General features: G+C 62.8%; 12 protein-coding genes. 7 read left to right on the forward strand and 5 right to left on the reverse strand.

The features are described from left to right. Positions 1-266: 266 nt before the first annotated feature. Entirely contained in the window at positions 267-1430 is a 1164-nt protein-coding gene (locus M728_RS15705) for a dihydrodipicolinate synthase family protein (protein WP_026619515.1), read from the forward strand. A 5-nt stretch (positions 1431-1435) separates the two neighbouring features. Here M728_RS15705 and M728_RS15710 read toward each other — a convergent pair whose 3' ends face one another. After that, positions 1436-3523: a M3 family metallopeptidase gene (locus M728_RS15710; protein ID WP_026619514.1), complete on the reverse strand. Its 2088-nt coding sequence runs from the start codon at positions 3521-3523 to the stop codon at positions 1436-1438. Positions 3524-3613: 90 nt separating this feature from the next. Next, positions 3614-4255 (reverse strand): LysE family translocator, encoded by a 642-nt coding sequence (locus M728_RS15715; protein ID WP_026619513.1) that lies wholly within the window; start codon positions 4253-4255, stop codon positions 3614-3616. Between the two features lie 301 nt (positions 4256-4556). On the opposite strand from M728_RS15715, the gene leuB reads away from it, so the two are divergent. Both leuB and M728_RS15725 read left to right on the forward strand, forming a co-directional pair. Continuing rightward, positions 4557-5669, forward strand: a complete 1113-nt coding sequence (gene leuB / locus M728_RS15720; protein ID WP_026619512.1) for a 3-isopropylmalate dehydrogenase — start codon at positions 4557-4559, stop codon at positions 5667-5669. Positions 5670-5795: 126 nt separating this feature from the next. Beyond that, positions 5796-6494: a phosphatase PAP2 family protein gene (locus M728_RS15725; RefSeq protein WP_026619511.1), complete on the forward strand. Its 699-nt coding sequence runs from the start codon at positions 5796-5798 to the stop codon at positions 6492-6494. 93 nt (positions 6495-6587) lie between these two features. On the opposite strand, the gene M728_RS15730 is transcribed toward M728_RS15725, so the two are convergent. Beyond that, positions 6588-8480, reverse strand: coding sequence for an MFS transporter (locus tag M728_RS15730; RefSeq protein WP_026619510.1), 1893 nt, complete (start codon positions 8478-8480; stop codon positions 6588-6590). 472 nt (positions 8481-8952) lie between these two features. Here M728_RS15730 and M728_RS15735 point away from each other — a divergent pair, with 472 nt between their 5' ends. Next, positions 8953-9987 carry an aspartate-semialdehyde dehydrogenase gene (locus M728_RS15735; protein WP_026619509.1) on the forward strand — a complete coding sequence of 345 codons (1035 nt, stop codon included), beginning with the start codon at positions 8953-8955 and terminating at the stop codon, positions 9985-9987. A 168-nt stretch (positions 9988-10155) separates the two neighbouring features. Beyond that, the gene (locus M728_RS15740; RefSeq protein ID WP_026619508.1) at positions 10156-10977 is read left to right on the forward strand and encodes a lytic transglycosylase domain-containing protein; all 822 of its coding nucleotides are present in this window, start codon (positions 10156-10158) and stop codon (positions 10975-10977) included. A gap of 205 nt (positions 10978-11182) precedes the next feature. Here M728_RS15740 and M728_RS15745 read toward each other — a convergent pair whose 3' ends face one another. Next, complete coding sequence (locus M728_RS15745; protein WP_026619507.1) at positions 11183-11830, reverse strand: carbonic anhydrase; 648 nt, start codon at positions 11828-11830, stop codon at positions 11183-11185. A 135-nt stretch (positions 11831-11965) separates the two neighbouring features. Next, positions 11966-12847: a pyridoxal kinase PdxY gene (gene pdxY, locus M728_RS15750; protein ID WP_026619506.1), complete on the reverse strand. Its 882-nt coding sequence runs from the start codon at positions 12845-12847 to the stop codon at positions 11966-11968. Positions 12848-13273: 426 nt separating this feature from the next. Here pdxY and M728_RS15755 point away from each other — a divergent pair, with 426 nt between their 5' ends. Further along, positions 13274-18061 (forward strand): NAD-glutamate dehydrogenase, encoded by a 4788-nt coding sequence (locus tag M728_RS15755; RefSeq protein ID WP_026619505.1) that lies wholly within the window; start codon positions 13274-13276, stop codon positions 18059-18061. 176 nt (positions 18062-18237) lie between these two features. Beyond that, positions 18238-19629, forward strand: coding sequence for an MFS transporter (locus tag M728_RS15760; RefSeq protein ID WP_026619504.1), 1392 nt, complete (start codon positions 18238-18240; stop codon positions 19627-19629). Positions 19630-19727: the final 98 nt, after the last annotated feature.

Genomic DNA, 19727 nt, shown 5'->3' on the forward strand with positions numbered 1-19727 from the left:
TTAATAATTGGAACGTTCCAAACTCGTCAAGTGGCATTTGCTCACTTTTTTGAATCCGCTGTTGGTCGGCAGTCCGCGCGACGCCAGTGAATGGCTCTGAGTTAACCCCTTGATGTAGTTGGTGCGAAGGGGTTAAGCGGCACAGAGGACAATGGTTACAGGGACCGAGAAGGCTTCTGCTGAGATGCGGAGCATCGCTTTTCCGTCTTGATATTTGGAACGATCTAAATTATTCGATGCCGCAAACTAGAGGAGGATGCATGCCGATGACCAGCGTTTTGCTGCCGCGCCAAGACGGCTCGCTCGAAGAATACCGGCTCCAGGGAACGCCGATCGCCCGGCCGGGTGCGGTGCCGCGCTTCAACCGCATCGCCTATGCGGCGGCGCATGTCGTTTCCGATCCGCCTCGCGACGTCGACCCCTGGGGAAATCCGGCGATCGACTGGGAGGCGACGATGGCGTTCCGCCATCATCTGTGGGGGCTCGGCTTCAAGATCGCCGAGGCGATGGATACCGCCCAGCGCGGCATGGGCCTTTCCTGGGCCGACGCCCAGCAACTGATCCGCCGTTCGCTCGCCGAGGCGCGGAGCGTTCCGGGCGCCGATCTTGCCTGCGGCGCCGGCACCGACCAGCTTTCACCCGCGCAAGCGCGGTCGATCGAGGAGGTCATCGCGGCTTACGAGGAGCAGATCGGTTTTGTCGAGGGAGAGGGCGGCCGGGCGATCATGATGGCGAGCCGCGCGCTTGCGCGGGTGGCGCGCTCTGCCGACGATTACCGGCGCGTCTACGGCCATATTCTCGGCCAGGCGAAGGAAAAGGTCGTGCTGCACTGGCTCGGCGACATGTTCGACCCGCAACTCAAAGGTTACTGGGGCTCGGAGAACTTCGAGGAGGCGCTCGCGACCGTGCTGTCGATCATTGGCGAGAACAGCGCCAAGGTCGAGGGCATCAAGATCTCGCTGCTCGACAATGCCAAGGAGGTGGCGCTGCGCAACGGCCTGCCGGACGGCGTGCTCTGCTTCACCGGTGACGACTTCAACTATGCGGAGCTGATCGAGGGCGATGGCGAGAGATACAGCCACGCACTGCTCGGCATCTTCGACGCCGTCGCGCCGTCCGCCTCCAAGGCGCTCGCTGCTCTCGCGGCGGGCGATCTTTCGACCTTCCGCGGCACGATCGAGCCGACCGTACCCTTGTCGCGCAAGATCTTCGAGGCGCCGACGCAATATTACAAGGCCGGCGTCGTCTTCCTCGCCTGGCTCAACGGCCACCAGCGCCACTTCACCCTGCCGGCCGGCCTGCAGTCGGCTCGCGGGCTCCTGCATTATGCCGACATCTTCCGTCTGGCCGATCAGGCCAATGTGCTGGACAAGCCGGATTTGGCAGCGGCGCGGATGCGCAACCTCCTTGCGGTGCTGGGAGTGGAGTAGGCGGACTAAGAGGCGGGCGAGGGCGGCGCTACGGCCACCAACCCCTTCTTCGCCAGCATCGCGTCCGGGCTCGGCAGCTTGCCGCGGAAGGCCTTATAGGCGTCTTCCGGGTCTATCGAGCCGCCGACGGAATAGATGTTGTCCTTGAGCCTGGCCGCCATCGCGGGGTCGAAGGGATTGCCGGTCTCCTCGAAGGCGGCGAAGGCGTCGGCGTCGAGCACTTCCGACCACATGTAAGAGTAGTAGCCGGCGGAATAGCCGTCGCCGGAGAAGACGTGCAGGAAGTGCGGGCTGCGGTGACGCATGACGATCGATTTCGGCATGCCGATTTTCTCGAGTGTCGCCGCTTCCAGCATCATCGGATCGCTGACCGGTTCCGCCGTGTGGTAGGCCATGTCGACGAGCGCCGAGGCGGTGAACTCGACGGTGGCGAAGCCGGAATTGAAAGTTCGGGCCGCAAGCACCTTGTCGAGCAGCGCCTCGGGCATCGGTTCGCCGGTCCGGTAGTGGATCGCATATTTCCTCAGGATCTCCGGCACCGTCAGCCAATGTTCATAAAGCTGCGACGGCAGTTCGACGAAATCGCGCGAAACGCCGGTGCCGGAGACGGTCGGGTAGGTGACATCGGAAAGCATGCCGTGCAGTGCGTGGCCGAATTCGTGGAAGAGGGTGCGGGCGTCATCGATCGAGAGCAATGCCGGCTTGCCGTCGGCGGGCTTTGCGAAATTGCAGACATTGTACACGATCGGGATTTCGCCGATCGTGCCGTTCTCGAGCTTCAGCTTGTGCTGCGACTGGAACGAGCTCATCCAGGCGCCGGAGCGCTTGGAGGGACGGGCGAAATAGTCGCCGAGGAAGAGCGCCACGAGCTTGCCCGAGGCGTCGCGAATCTCGAAGACGCGGACATCCGGATGATAGGCGGTAATACCCTTCTTCTCCGTCGCCATGATGCCGAAAAGACGATGGGCGACATCGAAGCAGGCATCGATGATCTTTTCGAGCTGCAGATAGGGCTTCAACTCGCTTTCCGAGAAGCTGAACTTTTCAGTCCTCAGCTTTTCGGCATAGTGGCGCCAGTCCCACGGCATGACCTCGTGATTGCGGCCTTCCGCCGCGATCAGCTTGGCGAGATCGGCCTCCTCTTCACGGGCGCGTGCCACCGCCTTTTCCCAGACCTGCAGCAACAGGCTCGTGACGGCCTCCGGCGTCTTCGCCATCGTATCGTCGAGCTTCAGGCTCGCATAGTTCGCGTAGCCGAGCAGCTTCGCCTTCTCCGCCCTGAGTGCGAGCGTCTCGGCGATGATGGCGCGGTTGTCGGTCTCGCCGCCGTTTTCGCCGCGCGCCGTCCAGGCTCGGAACGCCTGCTCGCGAAGCTCCCGGTTCTCCGAAAAGGTCAGGAACGGCTCGATGATCGAACGCGACAGAGTGACCGCGTATTTACCCTCCTCGCCGCGGTCGCGCGCGACGGCCGCCATCGCGTCCCTGAGGAAGTCGGGGAGACCCGCCAGGTCCTCTTCGCTTGTCAGCAGCAGCACCCAGTCCTTCTCGTCGGCAAGCACGTTCTGACCGAATTTCGCTCCGAGACCGGCGAGCCTCTCGTTGATCGCCGCAAGACGCTCCTGCTCGGGTTTTTCGAGCTTGGCGCCCGATTTCACAAAGCCCTTCCAGTGCCGTTCGAGGACGCGCGTCGCCTCGAGATCGAGGCCGAGCTCTTCCCGCTGCTCCCAGAGCGTATCGATTCGGCGGAATAGGGCGGGATTGGTGCCGATCTTCGAGTAATGCCGCGACATCTTCGGCGCGATCTCGCGCTCGAGCGCCTGGATCATCTCGTTGGTATGTGCTCCCGCCTTGGTCCAGAAAAGCGCAGAGACGCGCGAAAGATCATCTCCGGCGATTTCCAGCGCCACGATGGTGTTCTCGAAGCTTGGCGGCTCCGGATTGTTGGCGATCGCGTCGACCTCCGCGTCGTGGCTCGCGAAGGCCGCATCGAAGGCGGGCGCGAAATCTTCGTCCTTGATCGCTTCGAAACGCGGCAGACCTTCATGCCCGGTCCAGTTCACCAGGGCGGGATTGAGCGAAGCACTCGCAGTCATGGGATTCCTTTCGCATGCAGGACCGGCAAAGCCGGAAGAGGTTGCGCGCGAGGCGCGGAGAAAGTCAGGTGGTCCGGCCGAAGCCGGCCGTCAAGGTTTGCGCATGCCAAAAAGGCCGGGCGCCGCATGCCAGACCGCTTGCGCCGCGAAACCGATGAAGAGCAGCCCCGACAGCCGGACGATCGTCAGCTCGTGACGGCGGTAGAAGCGGCGCACGACGGAGGCGCCGATGATCGCGATCAGGATCACGTCGGCAATCAGGAAACCGGTCAGCGACACGGCGAGCAGCATGGGCAGGGCAGTGAATTCCAGCGCATTGGCGGAACCGGCGAGAAGTGCGGTAAAGGTCGCAAGCGCGACCGGATAGCCCTTGGGATTGGTAAGTCCGAAGATGAGCCCACGCCTGAGCGGCCGCTCGACCGTCAGGAGCGGCCTGTTCTCGCCCTTCGGGCGGGCGTTGAGGGCCGTCCAGCCGATCCAGGCGAGATAGGCGCCGCAGATGAGGCCGAGAACATCGAAGACTGCCGTGCCGATCGACCGGGCGCCGATAATGGCGACGAGCGCCAGCCCCGACCACAGAAGATCGCCGGCAAGATGGCCGCCCATGAAAAGCGCACCGGCTCTTCGACCCTGGCCGGCGCCGATGCCGAGCAGCGCCAGAAAGGCGGGGCCGGGGATCAGCGTATAGGAGAGCGCGGCGAGAAAGGCACCGACAAGAAGCGTCTCGGACATATCGGAAACCCCGGGGTGTGCAGCTCGGCCATTCGAGCCGCTGCACTTGATTCCGTCAAGCGGAAACGTGGTTGAGGGAGGGCTGGGCAGGCGATAACGGTGAGAAGAAGGAGCCGTACAATTCTTTCGCCGATGCAATTTCCCTCGAAACGAAGTTGCGCTAAGAACGCGGCCTACAGCACCGTGCGTCTGTTTGGACGCACTAAGATCGCTGTGCATTTTAAGGTGCTGCATGCTCTCATCCTTAAATCGGGCGGGATTTAAGGGAACGTGCAGTGGTTCCCCGCGAAAAGGACTATCCATGACTGTGCGCAATCTCTTCCTTCTGCCCGGCGACGGCATCGGCCCGGAAGCCATGGCGGAAGTCCGCAAAATCATTGCTTACATGAATGCCGAGCTCGACGCCGGCTTCGTGACGGACGAGGGGCTCGTGGGTGGTTCGGCCTATGACGCCCACGGCGCGGCGATCTCGGAAGGCGACATGGTAAAGGCGCTTGCCGCCGATGCCGTGCTCTTCGGTGCCGTCGGCGGACCGAAATGGGATGCGGTGCCCTACGAAGTGCGGCCGGAAGCCGGCCTCCTCAGGCTGCGCAAGGATCTGGAACTCTTCGCCAACCTGAGGCCCGCCATCTGCTATCCGGCGCTCGCCAACGCGTCCTCGCTGAAGCCGGAACTCGTCGAGGGTCTCGACATCCTCATCGTCCGCGAGCTGACGGGCGGCGTCTATTTCGGCGAGCCGAAGGAGATCATCGACCTCGGCAACGGCCAGAAGCGCGGCATCGACACGCAGGTCTACGATACCTACGAGATCGAGCGCATCGCCGGCGTCGCCTTCGAACTTGCGCGCACCCGCAAAAACCGCGTCTGCTCGATGGAAAAGCGCAACGTCATGAAGTCCGGCGTGCTCTGGAACCAGGTGGTTACCGAAACGCACAAGGCGAAATATCCCGACGTTGAGCTCGAGCATATGCTGGCGGATGCCGGCGGCATGCAGCTCGTGCGCCAGCCGAAGCAGTTCGATGTGATCGTCACTGACAACCTCTTCGGCGACATGCTGTCCGACGTCGCTGCGATGCTCACCGGTTCGCTCGGCATGCTGCCCTCGGCTTCGCTCGGCGCGCCCGATGCCAAGACCGGCAAGCGCAAGGCGCTCTATGAGCCGGTGCACGGCTCGGCCCCGGACATCGCCGGCAAGGGCATCGCCAACCCGATCGCCATGATCGCCTCCTTCGCCATGTGCCTGCGCTACTCCTTCAACCTGGTGAAGGAAGCGGACAATCTGGAAAAGGCGATCGCCAACGTGCTCGACAAGGGCATCCGCACCGGCGACATCATGGCGGAAGGCTGCCGCCAAGTCGGCACCACCGAGATGGGCGACGCGATCCTCGCCGAGTTCAAGGCCCTTTCCGCCTGACGATCGCCGTCCCAACGGCTTCCGATGACCTCCGCACCTCCGGCTTCGGCCGGGGGTGTTTTCGTCTCACGCCTCTTGATTTCGCCGGCGGGACCTTCACATCCGTGAGGCGAAGGAAGGAGTACCATGAAGCAACCGTTTTCTTTGACCGCCTGGATCTGGCTGATGACGATCGTGCTCGTCGTCGCCTTCATACCCTTCGATCCGCATCTTTCCGAATGGGCGCAAGGCCTGCCTGAGGAGATCGTCGCCTTCAACCGCGCCATCACCGATATCGGCACCTTTGCCTGGATGATCTACACCTCGGCCGTGCTGCTGCTTATTGCCTTCATCGTCAGGCGGGCGTCCGCGCGCGATACGGTGCGGCAGAGAGCGCGCGCGGCTCGCAACCTCTCGGCCTACTTCCTGTTGACGATCGGAACGGCGAGCGCGCTGGTGCACGGTTTGAAATTCCTGATTGGCCGGGCGCGTCCCGAACTCTTCGCCGACTACGGCGCCTATAGCCTCACACCGTTCACGGGCGACACCCTGTTCGAGAGCTTTCCATCCGGGCATTCCACCGCCGCCGGCGCCTTTTTCGGCGCCTTCGCCATGGTGATGCCGCAGCTTCGGCCGCTGTTCCTGCTGTCGGCCTTGCTCATCGGCGTCTCGCGCGTGGTCGTCGGCGCCCACTATCCAAGCGATGTCGCCGCTGGCCTGCTCCTCGGGCTCTGGGTCGCGCTGATGATGGCCTTCGTCTTCGCCCGGCAAGGCTGGCTGTTTGCCTTCGGCACAGGGCGCTTACCCGTGCTGAAGAATCCCGGGCATAGCCGAAGCGGCAAATAAAAAGCCGGCGCGGAAAACCGCGCCGGAGTCGGGAGAGATTCTTTTGAAGCGAGATGAGGTTTCCGCCCCATCCCGCGCTTCATAGTGCTCCGCTCAATCCATTGCGTGGATGTCGCGGTCCTTGGTTTCCGGCAGGAACAAGAGGCCGATGACCAGGGTGAGGCCGGCAAAGACGATCGGATACCACAGACCATAGTAGATATCGCCCTTGGCTGCGCTCATCGCGAAGGCCGTTGCCGGAAGCAAGCCGCCGAACCAGCCGTTGCCGATGTGATAGGGCAGCGACATGCCGGTATAGCGGATGCGGGTCGGGAAGAGCTCGACGAGCAGTGCCGCGATCGGGCCATAGACCATCGTCACGTAGATGACGAGCACGGTCAGCACGGCGATGATCACCGTCCAGTTGACGCGGGCCGGGTCGGCCACCATGCTGAAGGCGCCACCCTTGTCGATCGAATAGACCGCCATTTCGGTGGCGCTGCCGACTTCCTCCTTGGTGAGCAGCTTGTCGGCAATGAGCTTGTCGGCCGGAACCATGGTCTTTTCACCGGCGCGGATCGCCGCGGCATCGAGCGCCAGCTCTGGATTCCCGGCTACGAATGCGTCGACCTTCGATTCCGGAACCTTGGCAGCCCCGCGAACCAGCGGATAGCCGGAGGCCTGGAGCGTCATGTTGACCTGCTTCTTGAAGGCAGCGTCCTGCGCCTTGGCCTTGTCGCCGGCAGCCGTGGCGTCATAGCCGCTGATCGTCGTTTCGCCGATCTTCACCGTTGCCGGGGTCCCCGCCGCAGCCGTGGTCACGACGTCATAGGGAACGGAGTTTTTGGTCAGGAAGTCCGTAGCGATATCGCACGAGGTTGTGAACTTCTGGACGCCGGTGGGGTTGAACTGGAAGTTGCAGTCGCCCGGGGCGGCCGTAACCGTCGCGCGGATATTCTGCTGCGCTTCGGCAAGCGCCGGGTTGCCCGCCCAGGTCATTGCCTTGAACAGCGGGAAATAGGTGAGCATCGCGAGCAGCAGTCCGGCCATGATGATCGGCTTGCGGCCAATCTTGTCGGAAAGCCAGCCAAAAAAGACGAAAAAGCCGGTTCCGAGCAAGAGCGATGCGGCGACCATCAGATTTGCCGCCTGAGCGTCGACCTTGAGGATGTTCTGCAGGAAGAACAGCGCGTAGAACTGGCCAGAATACCATACGACGGCCTGGCCGACGACGGCACCGAAGAGCGCGAGAAGGGCGATCTTGGCATTGCGCCAGTGGCCGAAGGCCTCCGTCAGCGGTGCCTTCGAACCCTTGCCTTCTTCCTTCATCTTCTTGAAGGCGGGCGATTCGTTCATCTTCAGCCGGATCCAGACGGAAACGCCGAGAAGCACGAAGGAGAGCAGGAAGGGTATGCGCCAACCCCACTCGGCGAAGGCCTCCTTGCCGACCCAAAACTGCACGAACAGGATAACGACCAGCGACAGGAACAGACCGAGCGTCGCCGTCGTCTGGATCCACGAAGTGAAGTAGCCGCGCCGACCATGCGGCGCGTGCTCGGCCACATAGGTTGCCGCACCGCCATACTCGCCGCCAAGCGCCAGACCCTGCAGCAGGCGCAGGGCGATCAGGATGATCGGCGCAGCAATGCCGATCGAGGCGGCACCGGGCAGGACGCCGACGAGAAAGGTCGACAGGCCCATGATCAGGATGGTGATGAGGAAGGTGTATTTGCGGCCGACGAGGTCGCCGAGACGGCCGAAGACCAAGGCGCCGAAGGGGCGCACCAGGAAGCCGGCGGCAAAGGCCAGCAGCGCGAAGATGTTGCGCGTGGTTTCCGGGTACTGGCTGAAGAATGTCGCGCCAATATAGAGGGCAAGCGACCCGTAGAGATAGAAATCATACCATTCGAAGACGGTGCCGAGCGACGAGGCGAAGATGACCTTCTTCTCCTCCGCGGTCATGGGACCGGCTTTTTTCACGCCGTCCGCTGTTGCGACATGTGCCATTTTGATGATCCTCCACTTCAAAAGGCATATTGGAGCGCCCATGGGTGTTCCCGTGCTCCTCCCCGAAGCCGGCAACGTGGTACGCCTGATGAGAGGATGTCAGAAAAGTGGTACGCAAGTCAGAGATGCTTTGGGCTTATGACTTTCGTCTAATGCCGTCATCATGACGCGGGGAAAGCGCCATCGACTTGACTCTTCCCCAAAAGCGGGTATGAGCAGCGGCGAACGAGGAAACCGCCATGCGACCGAACGGTGCGTCCATCGCTGCGCTGAACCTGCCGGCCCAATCCGCCGGGCGGGTTAGCCATTTCTCGCTCGCTAGCAAAACCACGGCCAAAACGACGACGAAAACCGTCTGACGTCTCTGGCCCTCCGCTCTCTCCCCGGTAAGGCCGGGGACAGGAACCTCGCGGGCGGTCCGCGCGGCTTTCCCCTCCACCAGACGAGGAGAGACAGAAAGAGAGCTTAGATCATGGGTTTCAAGATTGCTGTCGCAGGCGCCACCGGCAATGTCGGCCGGGAGATGCTGAACATCCTTTCGGAGCGTGGCTTTCCGGCAGACGAGGTGATAGCGCTCGCCTCCTCGCGCTCCATCGGCACCGAGGTGTCCTACGGCGACAAGACGCTCAAGGTCTCCAACCTCGAAACCTACGATTTCTCCGACACCGACATCTGCCTGATGTCGGCAGGCGGCGCGGTTTCGCAGAAGTATTCTCCGAAGATCGGCCAGCAGGGCTGCGTCGTCATCGACAATTCTTCCGCCTGGCGCTACGACGCCGACGTGCCGCTGATCGTTCCGGAAGTGAACCCGGACGCGATCGCGCAGTTTTCCAAGAAGAACATCATCGCCAACCCGAATTGCTCGACCGCGCAGCTCGTGGTGGCGCTGAAGCCGCTGCACGATCGCGCCAGGATCAAGCGCGTCGTCGTTTCCACCTACCAGTCGGTTTCCGGCGCCGGCAAGGACGGCATGGACGAGCTCTTCAACCAGACGCGCGCCGTCTTCGTCGCCGATCCGATCGAGAGCAAGAAGTTCACCAAGCGCATCGCGTTCAACGTCATTCCGCACATCGACGTCTTCATGGAAGACGGCTACACCAAGGAAGAGTGGAAGGTTTTGGCCGAGACCAAGAAGATGCTCGACCCGAAGATCAAGGTGACCTGCACGGCCGTGCGCGTTCCGGTCTTCATCGGCCATTCGGAATCGGTCAATATCGAGTTTGAAAACGAGATCACCGCCGACGAAGCGCGCGAGATCCTGCGTGAGGCTCCGGGTTGCCTGGTCGTCGACAAGCACGAGAACGGCGGCTACGTGACGCCTTACGAATGCGCCGGCGAGGACGCGACCTATATCTCGCGCATCCGCGAAGACGCGACGGTCGAGAACGGACTTAACATGTGGATCGTCTCGGACAACCTGCGCAAGGGCGCGGCGCTCAACGCCGTCCAGATCGCGGAGCTCCTGGTCAATCGCGGTCTGATCAAGCCGCGCAAGCAGGCCGCCTAGAAAGGCCACAATCGGAATGCAAACGGAACCCCGCTCGGACCTTTGGCCTGCGGGGTTTCGCATTAAGACGGATTCACGTGAAACCATGGCGGGCCGCACTGCGGGGCACATGACAGGGTCTGCAGAGATTTTCGAAGGCAACATATTCGGGCAATGACGGGGTATCTCATGCATATGGCGAAATGCGCAGCCGCAGGCCTTGCGGCCCTCATCTCAACCATAATTCTTCCGGCCACCGCCATCGCGGCGCAATGCGGCAATGACGGCAGCGGCTTTGCCGTCTGGCTGGCGGAGTTCAAGCGCGAAGCCGCCGGCAACGGCATCAACCCTTCGGTGGTCGAACAAGCGCTCGCCAATGTCTCCTACAACAGAGCGACGATCCGCGCCGACCGCGGCCAGAAGAGCTTCAAGCTGTCGTTCGACCAGTTCATGAAAAAACGCGGCGGCCAGACGATCATCTCGCGCGGCAAGAAGATGCGGGCGCAGAACGCCAGGCTTTTCGACAGCATCGAGCAGCGATACGGCGTTCCGGCCGGTCCTCTGATCGCGATCTGGGGCATGGAGACGGGCTTCGGCTCCTTCATGGGCAAGGAGCATACCCTCTCCGCGGTTTCGACGCTCGCCTATGACTGCCGCCGCTCGGACTACTTCACCAACCAGCTCTACGCCGCCCTCCAACTCGTCGAGCGCGGCGATCTGAGCCCGACCGCCCGCGGCGCTGCCCATGGCGAAATCGGCCAGACGCAGTTCCTTCCGCTGAACGTCCTGAAATACGGCGTCGACGGCGACGGCAACGGCCGTATCGACATGGTCCGCTCCAAGGCGGACGCGCTCGCTTCCACGGCGAACTTCCTGCGCGGCCACGGTTGGCAGCCGGGCGGCGGCTATCAGCCGGGCGAGGTCAACTACGCGGCCATCCAGGGTTGGAACGCCGCCAGCGTCTACCAGCAGGCGATCGCCATCATCGGCGCCGAAATCGACGGCGACTGAAAAGATCAGATGTCGCGATAATTTGGTTTGCCCCTCACCCTACTGCATGTTTCCTTAAATCGTACCCGATTTAAGGACAAAAACATGCAGCAATTCAAAGTGCTACAGCGTCCTTTGTGCGTCTGAAAAGACGCACAGCGCTGTAGCCGGCAGGCCGGATGAGGGCTAATCGAAGAACGCGCCTATTTGATTCAGATGCTTTGACTCACGTTCCCGGCCGGGCGAAATCTCCGGTCTTCGCGTCCATCACCCAGAGTTCGCCGGTCGAGATATCGAACCAGGCGCCGTGGAGGCGCAGCTTCCCCTTCGCCTCGAGGATCTGCACGCAGGGAAAGGTCCTGAGATTGGCGATCGAATTGCGGATCGACACCCGCTCGAGCGCGCGCTGGCGCTCCGCCTGGGTCATGAGCTCGTTGCTCTGGATCTGTTCGGCAGCGGGCTTCAGGAGGTTCATCCAGCGGCCGATGAAATCGCCGGGGGAGAGGGGCTCTGCTTCCGGGTCGAGCGCAGCCTTGATACCGCCGCAACGGCCGTGCCCCATGACGACGATATCGCTGACGCGCAAGGATTGAACGGCAAACTCCAGCGCCGCGGAGGTCGAATGGTAGTGTCCGTCCGGTTCGTAGGGCGGCATCATATTCGCGACGTTGCGGACGACGAAGAGTTCTCCCGGGCCGCTGTCGAAGATCGTTTCGGGCGCAGCGCGCGAATCGCAGCAGGCGATCACCATCGTCGTCGGCTTTTGCCCGCTCTCCGCGAGCGTCCTGTACCGTTGCTGCTGTTCGCTGAAGCGACCGCTCATGAAATTACGGTAGCCGGTCAGGAGATGTTCCGGAAAGCTCTGCTTATCCATCAGTTACCCCGTGTCATCCGCTGTCAATCACTGCTGCATGGCCTGTCGGGAACCATGAAGCGTCGAAGTGTTACAGCGACCGTTGCGCATCCGAAAGAGCGAGGAGGGCTTATGAGCTATTTCTTTTATGCCGCCTTATTCCTTCCGCACCTGGCTCGGGTGCATGAGGCGGCGCATCTGCACCATCGCCATCGGCGTCGCGAGGCTCGATGCATCCAACTCGACCGTCAGTTCATCCGCGCCGCGTTTGCTGGTCCGGGCGATGATCTCGAAAACGCTGGCGGTCGCCATTTGCAACGCGCGCTCTTCCGGGAGCCCCTCCATGAGCCGCGCCAGGAATACCGCCGCAAGCAGGTCTCCCGTGCCGTTCGGCGGATTGTCGACCAGCCGGTGCTCGGCAAGCAGCGCATGGCGCCCGGACAAATAGAGATTGCCCGTGCCGCCGCTCATCATCGCGATCGCGGACGTCACCAGCACGCGTGACGGTCCGAGGCCAAGCGCCGCATCGAGAATTGCCGCATTCGTTTCGAGCGCGGCACCTGCGAACCAGGAGAGTTCGAAGCGGTTCGGTGTCGCCAGCGTTGCCAGCGGCAACAGCAGATCGCGGATAACGGTGGCGATCTCGGCCGGCACGTAAAGGCCGTTCGCATCGCCGATGATCGGATCGCAGGCATAGATGAGGTCCGGATTGCGTTCGCGCAGTGCCGTCACCAGCCGGGCGATGCCGGCCGCCTGCTCCGCGGAGCCGAGATAGCCGGAGAGCACAGCGCGCACCTCGCCGATCCAGGGCGCAGCGACGAGATCGTCGATGATCGACCGGAAATCCGCGTCCGGCATCGTCACCCGCGTCGACCGGCCGTGGCCCGGATGCCAGGGAAGGATGACGGTCGGCAGCGCCCAGACGCGATGACCAAGCGTTTCCAAGGCGAAGACGGCCGCACGATTGCCGACCGCGCCGCGCACCACATGGCTGGAAATGACAATGACGGCGCCACGCGTGGCGGGCATTTCGGACATCAGACGACCCATCCTTCGATTCTACAGCACCGCATATCTAATCAGACGCGCAAAGCTCTCCATAGCACTTTGAGGAGCCGCACCACGAAAAGCGCGTTCCGTTATCCGCCCCCGCGTCCCAGCTGAGTGGCATCGACCACGCTCGTGGCTCGATTCGAACCACGTCCGAGTGGTCTGCCGGCTGTCACGATCCTGTCAATGAGACACGCGAAAACAACGATGGCCCACGCGCCGGCTTTTTTGTTCGTTTTGATGTTTTTTCGAGCAATTTTCGCGAAATCGCCTCCGATTTAAATGGATTTAAGCCAAAACTGCGCGAATTTCTCCAAAAACAGGCTCGATTTTGCCGAAATCCATCATAAAAAGCGGTCGCCATTGGCCATGGTTCTGATAGGTTGATTCCTGTCTTGAGTGGGGAGCGAGTTCATGGGCGTGAAATACAATCCGAAGCGGGATCGGCATATCGATGCCGCCCGGGCGGCGGTGACCAAGATCGGGGCTGAAACCCTGCCACCCGAAATCCTTTTCGGCGGAGCGAGTAACGACGACCTCGACCTCTACACGCCCGAAATGCTGGCGCTGACCGCTGCGCACGCCCGCGACGAACTTGCCCGCTGGGACGGCGGCAAGCCGCGGGTTTCGGTGGAAACCATTCCGGGCGTCACGCCGGGCGGCACCGAGGTCTCGATCATCGCCGTCACCGAGCGCAACATGCCGTTCCTCTATGATTCGGTCATGGGCGAGGTAACGAGTACCCATCGCGATATCCACCTCGCGATCCATCCCATCCTGGTAATGGAGCCGGGCGAGTCCGTGAAGCTCTACGATCCAGACGAGGAGAGCGATCCGGCCCACCGGGTCAGCCATATCCAGATCCACCTGAACAAGCTTGCACCGCTCGAGGCGCGTCAGCTCAGCAAGCGCATCGCCGACGTCCTCGACCAGGTTCATCAGGCGGTGCACGACTGGCCGGCGATGACAGCCCTGCTTGACCAGGCGATGCAGGAACTCGCGGATTACAACGCCTCCCGTAAGAAGAGCGATCGCGACGAGGCGCTGGCCTTCCTTGGCTGGCTAAGGGACAACAATTTCACCTTCCTCGGCATGCGGGAATACACCTATTCCGGCAAGGGCGATAAGGCGACGGTCGAGCGCGGCAAGGGCAGGGGGCTCGGCATTCTGTCCAATCCCGACGTACGAGTCTTGCGCCAAGGCAAGGACGCGGTGCTGACGACGCCGGAGATCATCGCCTTCCTCGAAGGACCGGACTTCCTGATCGTCACCAAGGCGAATGTGAAATCCGTCATCCACCGCCGCGCCTATATGGATTATATCGGCATCAAACGCTTCGACGCCTCCGGCAACGTCGTCGGCGAGCTGCGCATTGTCGGGCTCTTCACCTCGACCGCCTATACAAGGCAAGCGGCGGAAATTCCGCTGCTCAGGCACAAGATCGAGAAGGTCATCGATCATTTCGGCTACGACCCGCAGAGCCACTCCGGCAAGACGCTGGCGAATACGCTGGAATCCTATCCGCGCGACGATCTCTTCCAGATTGACGTCGGCCTGCTAGCCGCCTTCTGCGAACAGATCAACGAACTCGGCGACCGGCCGCGCGTGCGCGTGTTGCCGCGCATCGACCATTTCGACCGTTTCGTCTCCGTTCTCGTCTTCGTGCCGCGCGAGCAATATGATTCCGACGTCCGCGAGAAGATCGGCAACTACCTGAAAACGGTCTATGACGGACGGGTCTCGGCCTATTATCCGGCCTTCCCCGAAGGCGGGCTGGCGCGCGTCCATTTCATCATCGGCCGCTCCGGCGGCAAGACGCCGCGCGTTCCGCAGGCCAAGCTCGAGGAAGCGGTGCGCGCCATCGTCACCCGCTGGATCGATCGCTTCAACCTGCTCGCTCGCAACGAGGGCATCGAGATCTCCGCCGGCGAAGCCTATCAGGCGGCCTTCACGCCCGGCGAAGCCTATGCCGACCTCGGCGACATCGCCGCCTGTAAGGCGGACGATCCGATCCGCATCTCCTTCTATCATCGGAGCCAGGAAAGGCCGGACACGCTTGAACTGAAGATCTTCCACGCCGACACCCCCGTCTCGCTCTCCCGCCGCGTGCCGCTCCTCGAAAACCTCGGCTTCCGCGTCATCAGCGAGCAGACCTACGACATCGGCGTGCGCGTCGGCGCCGAGGAGCTGCGCGACGTCGTCCTCCACGATATGGAACTCATCCACCGTGACGGTCATGCGCTCAATCTCGCCAAGACCGGCGCGGCGCTGGAGGAAGCCTTCCTCGCCGCCTGGAGCGGCACGACCGAGGACGACAACTTCAACCGGCTGGTGCTGCTTGCCGGCCTCACCGCGCGCGAGGTGACGGTGCTGCGCGCCTATGCACGCTATCTGCGCCAGGCCGGCATCACCTACTCGCAGGGCTATATCGCCGAAACGCTGAACAAATATCCGGCGATCGCCGCCGATATATTCCGTCTCTTTGCGACACGCATGGATCCCAAGGCGGACGCGAAGACGCGAACGAAGAAATGCAACGCCCTGCTCGCGGGCGTCGAGGAGGCGCTCTCAGCCGTGCCGAGCCTCGACGAGGACCGGATCCTGCGCCGCTATGTCAACGTCGTCCAGTCGACACTCCGCACCAACTATTTCCAGAAGGGAGCGGACGGAAGTCCGCGCGCAGTTCTCGCCTTCAAGCTCGATCCGAAGCAGCTTGAAGGCCTGCCCGAGCCGCGGCCATTCCGCGAGATCTTCGTCTACGGCACCGAGGTCGAAGGCGTACACCTGCGCTTCGGCAAGGTGGCGCGCGGCGGTCTTCGTTGGTCCGACCGGGCGCAGGACTACCGCACCGAGGTGCTGGGCCTCGTCAAGGCACAGCAGGTGAAGAACGCCGTCATCGTTCCGGTCGGTGCCAAGGGCGGCTTCTATCCGAAGCAGTTGCCTGTCGGCGGCAGCCGCGACGAGATTTTCAAGGCCGGGACCGAAGCCTACAAGACCTATGTGCGCACGCTGCTGTCGGTAACCGACAACATCGTCGGCCAGGACGTCGTGCCGCCCAAGGACACACTGCGCCTCGACGGCGACGATCCCTATTTCGTCGTCGCGGCCGACAAGGGGACCGCAACCTTCTCGGACACGGCGAACGCGCTCGCCCAGGAAGCGGGCTTCTGGCTCGACGACGCCTTCGCCTCCGGTGGCTCTGCAGGCTACGACCACAAGAAGATGGGCATCACTGCCCGCGGCGCCTGGGAAGCCGTCAAGCGGCACTTCCGCGAGATGGACATCGATATCCAGACGACGCCCTTCACGGTTGCCGGCGTCGGCGACATGTCGGGCGACGTCTTCGGCAACGGCATGCTGCTGTCGCAAAAGGTCCGGCTGATCGCCGCCTTCGACCATCGCGACATCTTCATCGATCCGGATCCGGATACCGATCTCTCCTTTGCCGAACGCAAGCGCATGTTCGCGCTGCTGCGCTCGAGCTGGCAGGACTATGACCGCCAGGCGCTTTCGCCCGGAGCGATGATCATTTCGCGCGCCGAGAAGCTGGTGACGCTGACGCCGGAGGCGATGGCGGCAATCGGCATCGACAAGCAGAAGGCGACGCCCTACGAGATCATGAACGCGATCCTGAAGAGCCAGGTCGACCTTCTGTGGTTCGGCGGCATCGGCACCTATGTGCGCGGCAGCAACGAGACGGACGCGGAAGTCGGTGACCGCGCCAACGACCCGATCCGCGTGACTGCGGAAGAGGTGCGGGCACGGGTGATCGGCGAGGGCGCCAATCTCGGCGTCACCCAGAAGGGCCGCATCGGCTTCTCGCTCGCAGGCGGGCGCTGCAATTCCGACGCCATCGACAATTCGGCCGGCGTCAATTCCTCTGACGTCGAGGTCAACATCAAGATCGCGCTCGCCTCGGCCATGCGCGACGGCCGCCTGACCCGGCCCAAGCGCAATACGCTTCTGGCCTCGATGACGGACGAAGTCGCCCAGCTCGTTCTGCGCAACAACTACCAGCAATCGCTGGCGATCTCGCTCACCGAGATGCAGGGCCTCGCCAACCGCACGCCGCTGGCGCGGCTGATGGCGCGGCTGGAGACCGACGGCCATCTCAATCGCAAGGTCGAGACGCTGCCGACGGACCAGGCGATGAGCGAACGCTATCAGGCCGGCAAGCCGCTGACGCGTCCGGAAATCGGTGTGCTGCTCTCCTATGCCAAGTTAGTGCTGTTCGACGAATTGATCCAGAGCGAGCTTCCGGACGACCCATATTTCACCGCGACGCTGGAGCGCTACTTCCCGGCGAAGATGCGCAAGACCTATGCCGGCGACATCCATGGCCATCGGCTGCGCCGCGAGATCATCGCCACCGTGCTCGCGAACGAAGCGATCAATCGCGGCGGTCCTGCCTTCGTCTCGACGCTGACCGATGCGACGGGCTTTCTTTCCGCCGACGTCGTCAAGGCAGCAGTGCTCGCGCTCGACGGCTTCGACCTGCCGCGCATCTATGGTGAGATCGACGCACTCGACAACAAAGTCGGCGGCCAGGTCCAGAACAGGCTCTATCAGGATGTCGGGCGCGTTTTCGCACTCGTCACCGAAAGGGCACTGCGTACCGGCGCATCCTCCGGGCTTGTTTCCGATGCGGTCCTGCGACTGCGTGACGGGCTGCAGAAGCTGCGCGGCACGATGCGCGCGGCGATCTCGAGCGAGAGCGCCGAGGAAGCACGCCTGAAGGCCGCCGCCTTCATCGAAAACGGAGTGCCGGCCAAGCTCGCGGAAGAGATCGCCGAGCTGTCGCTGATGACGCTGGTACCGGAGATCATGCAGATCGCCGTCGTGACGGGCGAATCACTGAACCGCACGGCTCAGGGCTATTTTGCGGTAACGGAGAACCTTCGGATCAACCGCCTGCTCGCCGCCGCCGACCGCGTGCCTGCCACGGAGCAATTCGAGGCCATGGCGCTGTCGCGGGCCGTTACCGATATCGCTACCGCCCGCCGCGACATCACCATCGCCGCACTTGTCGAACACAAGCGCGACCGAAGCCCTGTGCTCGCCTGGCAGGAACAGGATCGCGCACGCGTCTCAAGCGTCGGCGATCAATTGAGGCTCCTGACCGAAAAGGGCGAGACGACCCTCGCCAAAGTCACGGTCGCAGCCGGCCTTCTCAGCGACCTTGCACGTGGCAGGTCGAAATGACAAAGTCCCCCGGGCCGTGCGGGTCCGGGGAACTGATTCCCGGTTCGAGCGCGATCTCGACGCGGAGCGAGAGAGAGAGGCGTGAACGGTTTTGCGCCCGCATCCCGCGTCAAAGAGTAGACCGCTACCCGCCTGAGCCCATGAGCGGCGCGAGCGAGCATGTTCGGAGGGGAAACTTGGAGATCACGGCCGGGCGAGCGGAGGAACAACCGAAAACGCCGCGTCTCGGCATAATCAGCTGGATGCTGTTCGACTGGGCGGCGCAGCCCTTCTTCACCGTGATCACCACCTTCATCTTCGCGCCCTACTTCGTTTCCCGGCTGGCAGCCGATCCCGTCCATGGACAGGCGGTCTGGGGCTACACACTGACGGTCTCGGGTATCGCCATCGCCGTGCTTTCGCCCGTCCTCGGCGCAATCGCCGATGCGACCGGTCCCCGCAAGCCGTGGATCGGCTTCTTCGCCGTCATCAAGATCATCTCGCTCGGCATGCTCTGGTTCGCCGCCCCGGGCTCGCCGCTGCTCTATCCGGCGATTTTTCTGGCGCTCGCGACCGTCGCAGCCGAATTTTCGATCGTCTTCAACGATTCGATGATGTCGCGTCTCGTGAGCGAAAGAGAGGTGGGGCGGGTATCGAACATCGCCTGGGGAATGGGCTACCTCGGCGGCATGATCGTCCTGATCGCCGTGGTCGCTTTCATCGCCGGAAGCCCGGAAACCGGTAAGACGGCGCTCGGCCTCGATCCGCTGTTCGGGCTCGATCCGAATGAAGGCGAGGATGCCCGCATTACCGGTCCGATCTCCGCCCTCTGGTACTTGGTCTTCATCCTGCCGATGTTCCTGTTCACGCCGGATGCGCAAAAGGCGACGACCTCGCTGGCAGGGGCGACGGCACGGGGACTTGCGGAGCTCAAGGGCACACTCGGCGAACTGAAGGAGAGGGCCGGCATATTGCGCTTCCTGATCGCGCGCATGATCTTCCAGGACGGCGTCAACGGTCTGCTCGCGCTCGGTGGCACCTTTGCTGCCGGCATGTTCGGCTGGCGGACGATGGAGCTTGGTCTCTACGGCATCATATTGAACGTCGTCGCCATCGGCGGATGCCTTTACGCGAGCCGGCTCGATGCCCGCCTTGGTTCCAAGAGGATCGTCGTCGCAAGTCTCGTCTGTCTTACCCTTGCCACGCTCGGTATCGTGTCGACAGGGCCGGGCTTCACGCTTTTCGGGCTCATGCCATTGCCGAACGAGGATTCGGGCGGGCTCTTCGGCACCGCGGCCGAGAAGGCCTATATTCTTTATGGCCTGCTGGTCGGTCTCGCCTTTGGCCCGGTCCAGGCATCGTCGCGCTCCTATCTCGCCCGCAGCGTCTCACTGGACGAGACCGGGCGGTATTTCGGGCTTTACGCGCTTTCCGGACGCGCCACTTCGTTCCTCGCCCCTGCCTCGGTGGCGACGATCACGGTCATGACCGGATCGGCCCGGATCGGCATGATGGCGCTGGTCGCCTTCCTGGCCGTCGGGCTCGCCCTCCTCCTGCGCACGCCATATCCGGCCCATCGGCCGGCGTGAGGGGGCGCCGTAGCGCTCGGCGCGGAACGAGGAAAGGCATCCAGCGAAGCCGCAGCAAGGCGATATGGTTTGAGCTCTCTCCAGTCGTCATCCTCGGG

The sequence above is a fragment of the Ensifer sp. WSM1721 genome, from assembly GCF_000513895.2.
Classification (GTDB): Bacteria; Pseudomonadota; Alphaproteobacteria; order Rhizobiales; family Rhizobiaceae; genus Sinorhizobium.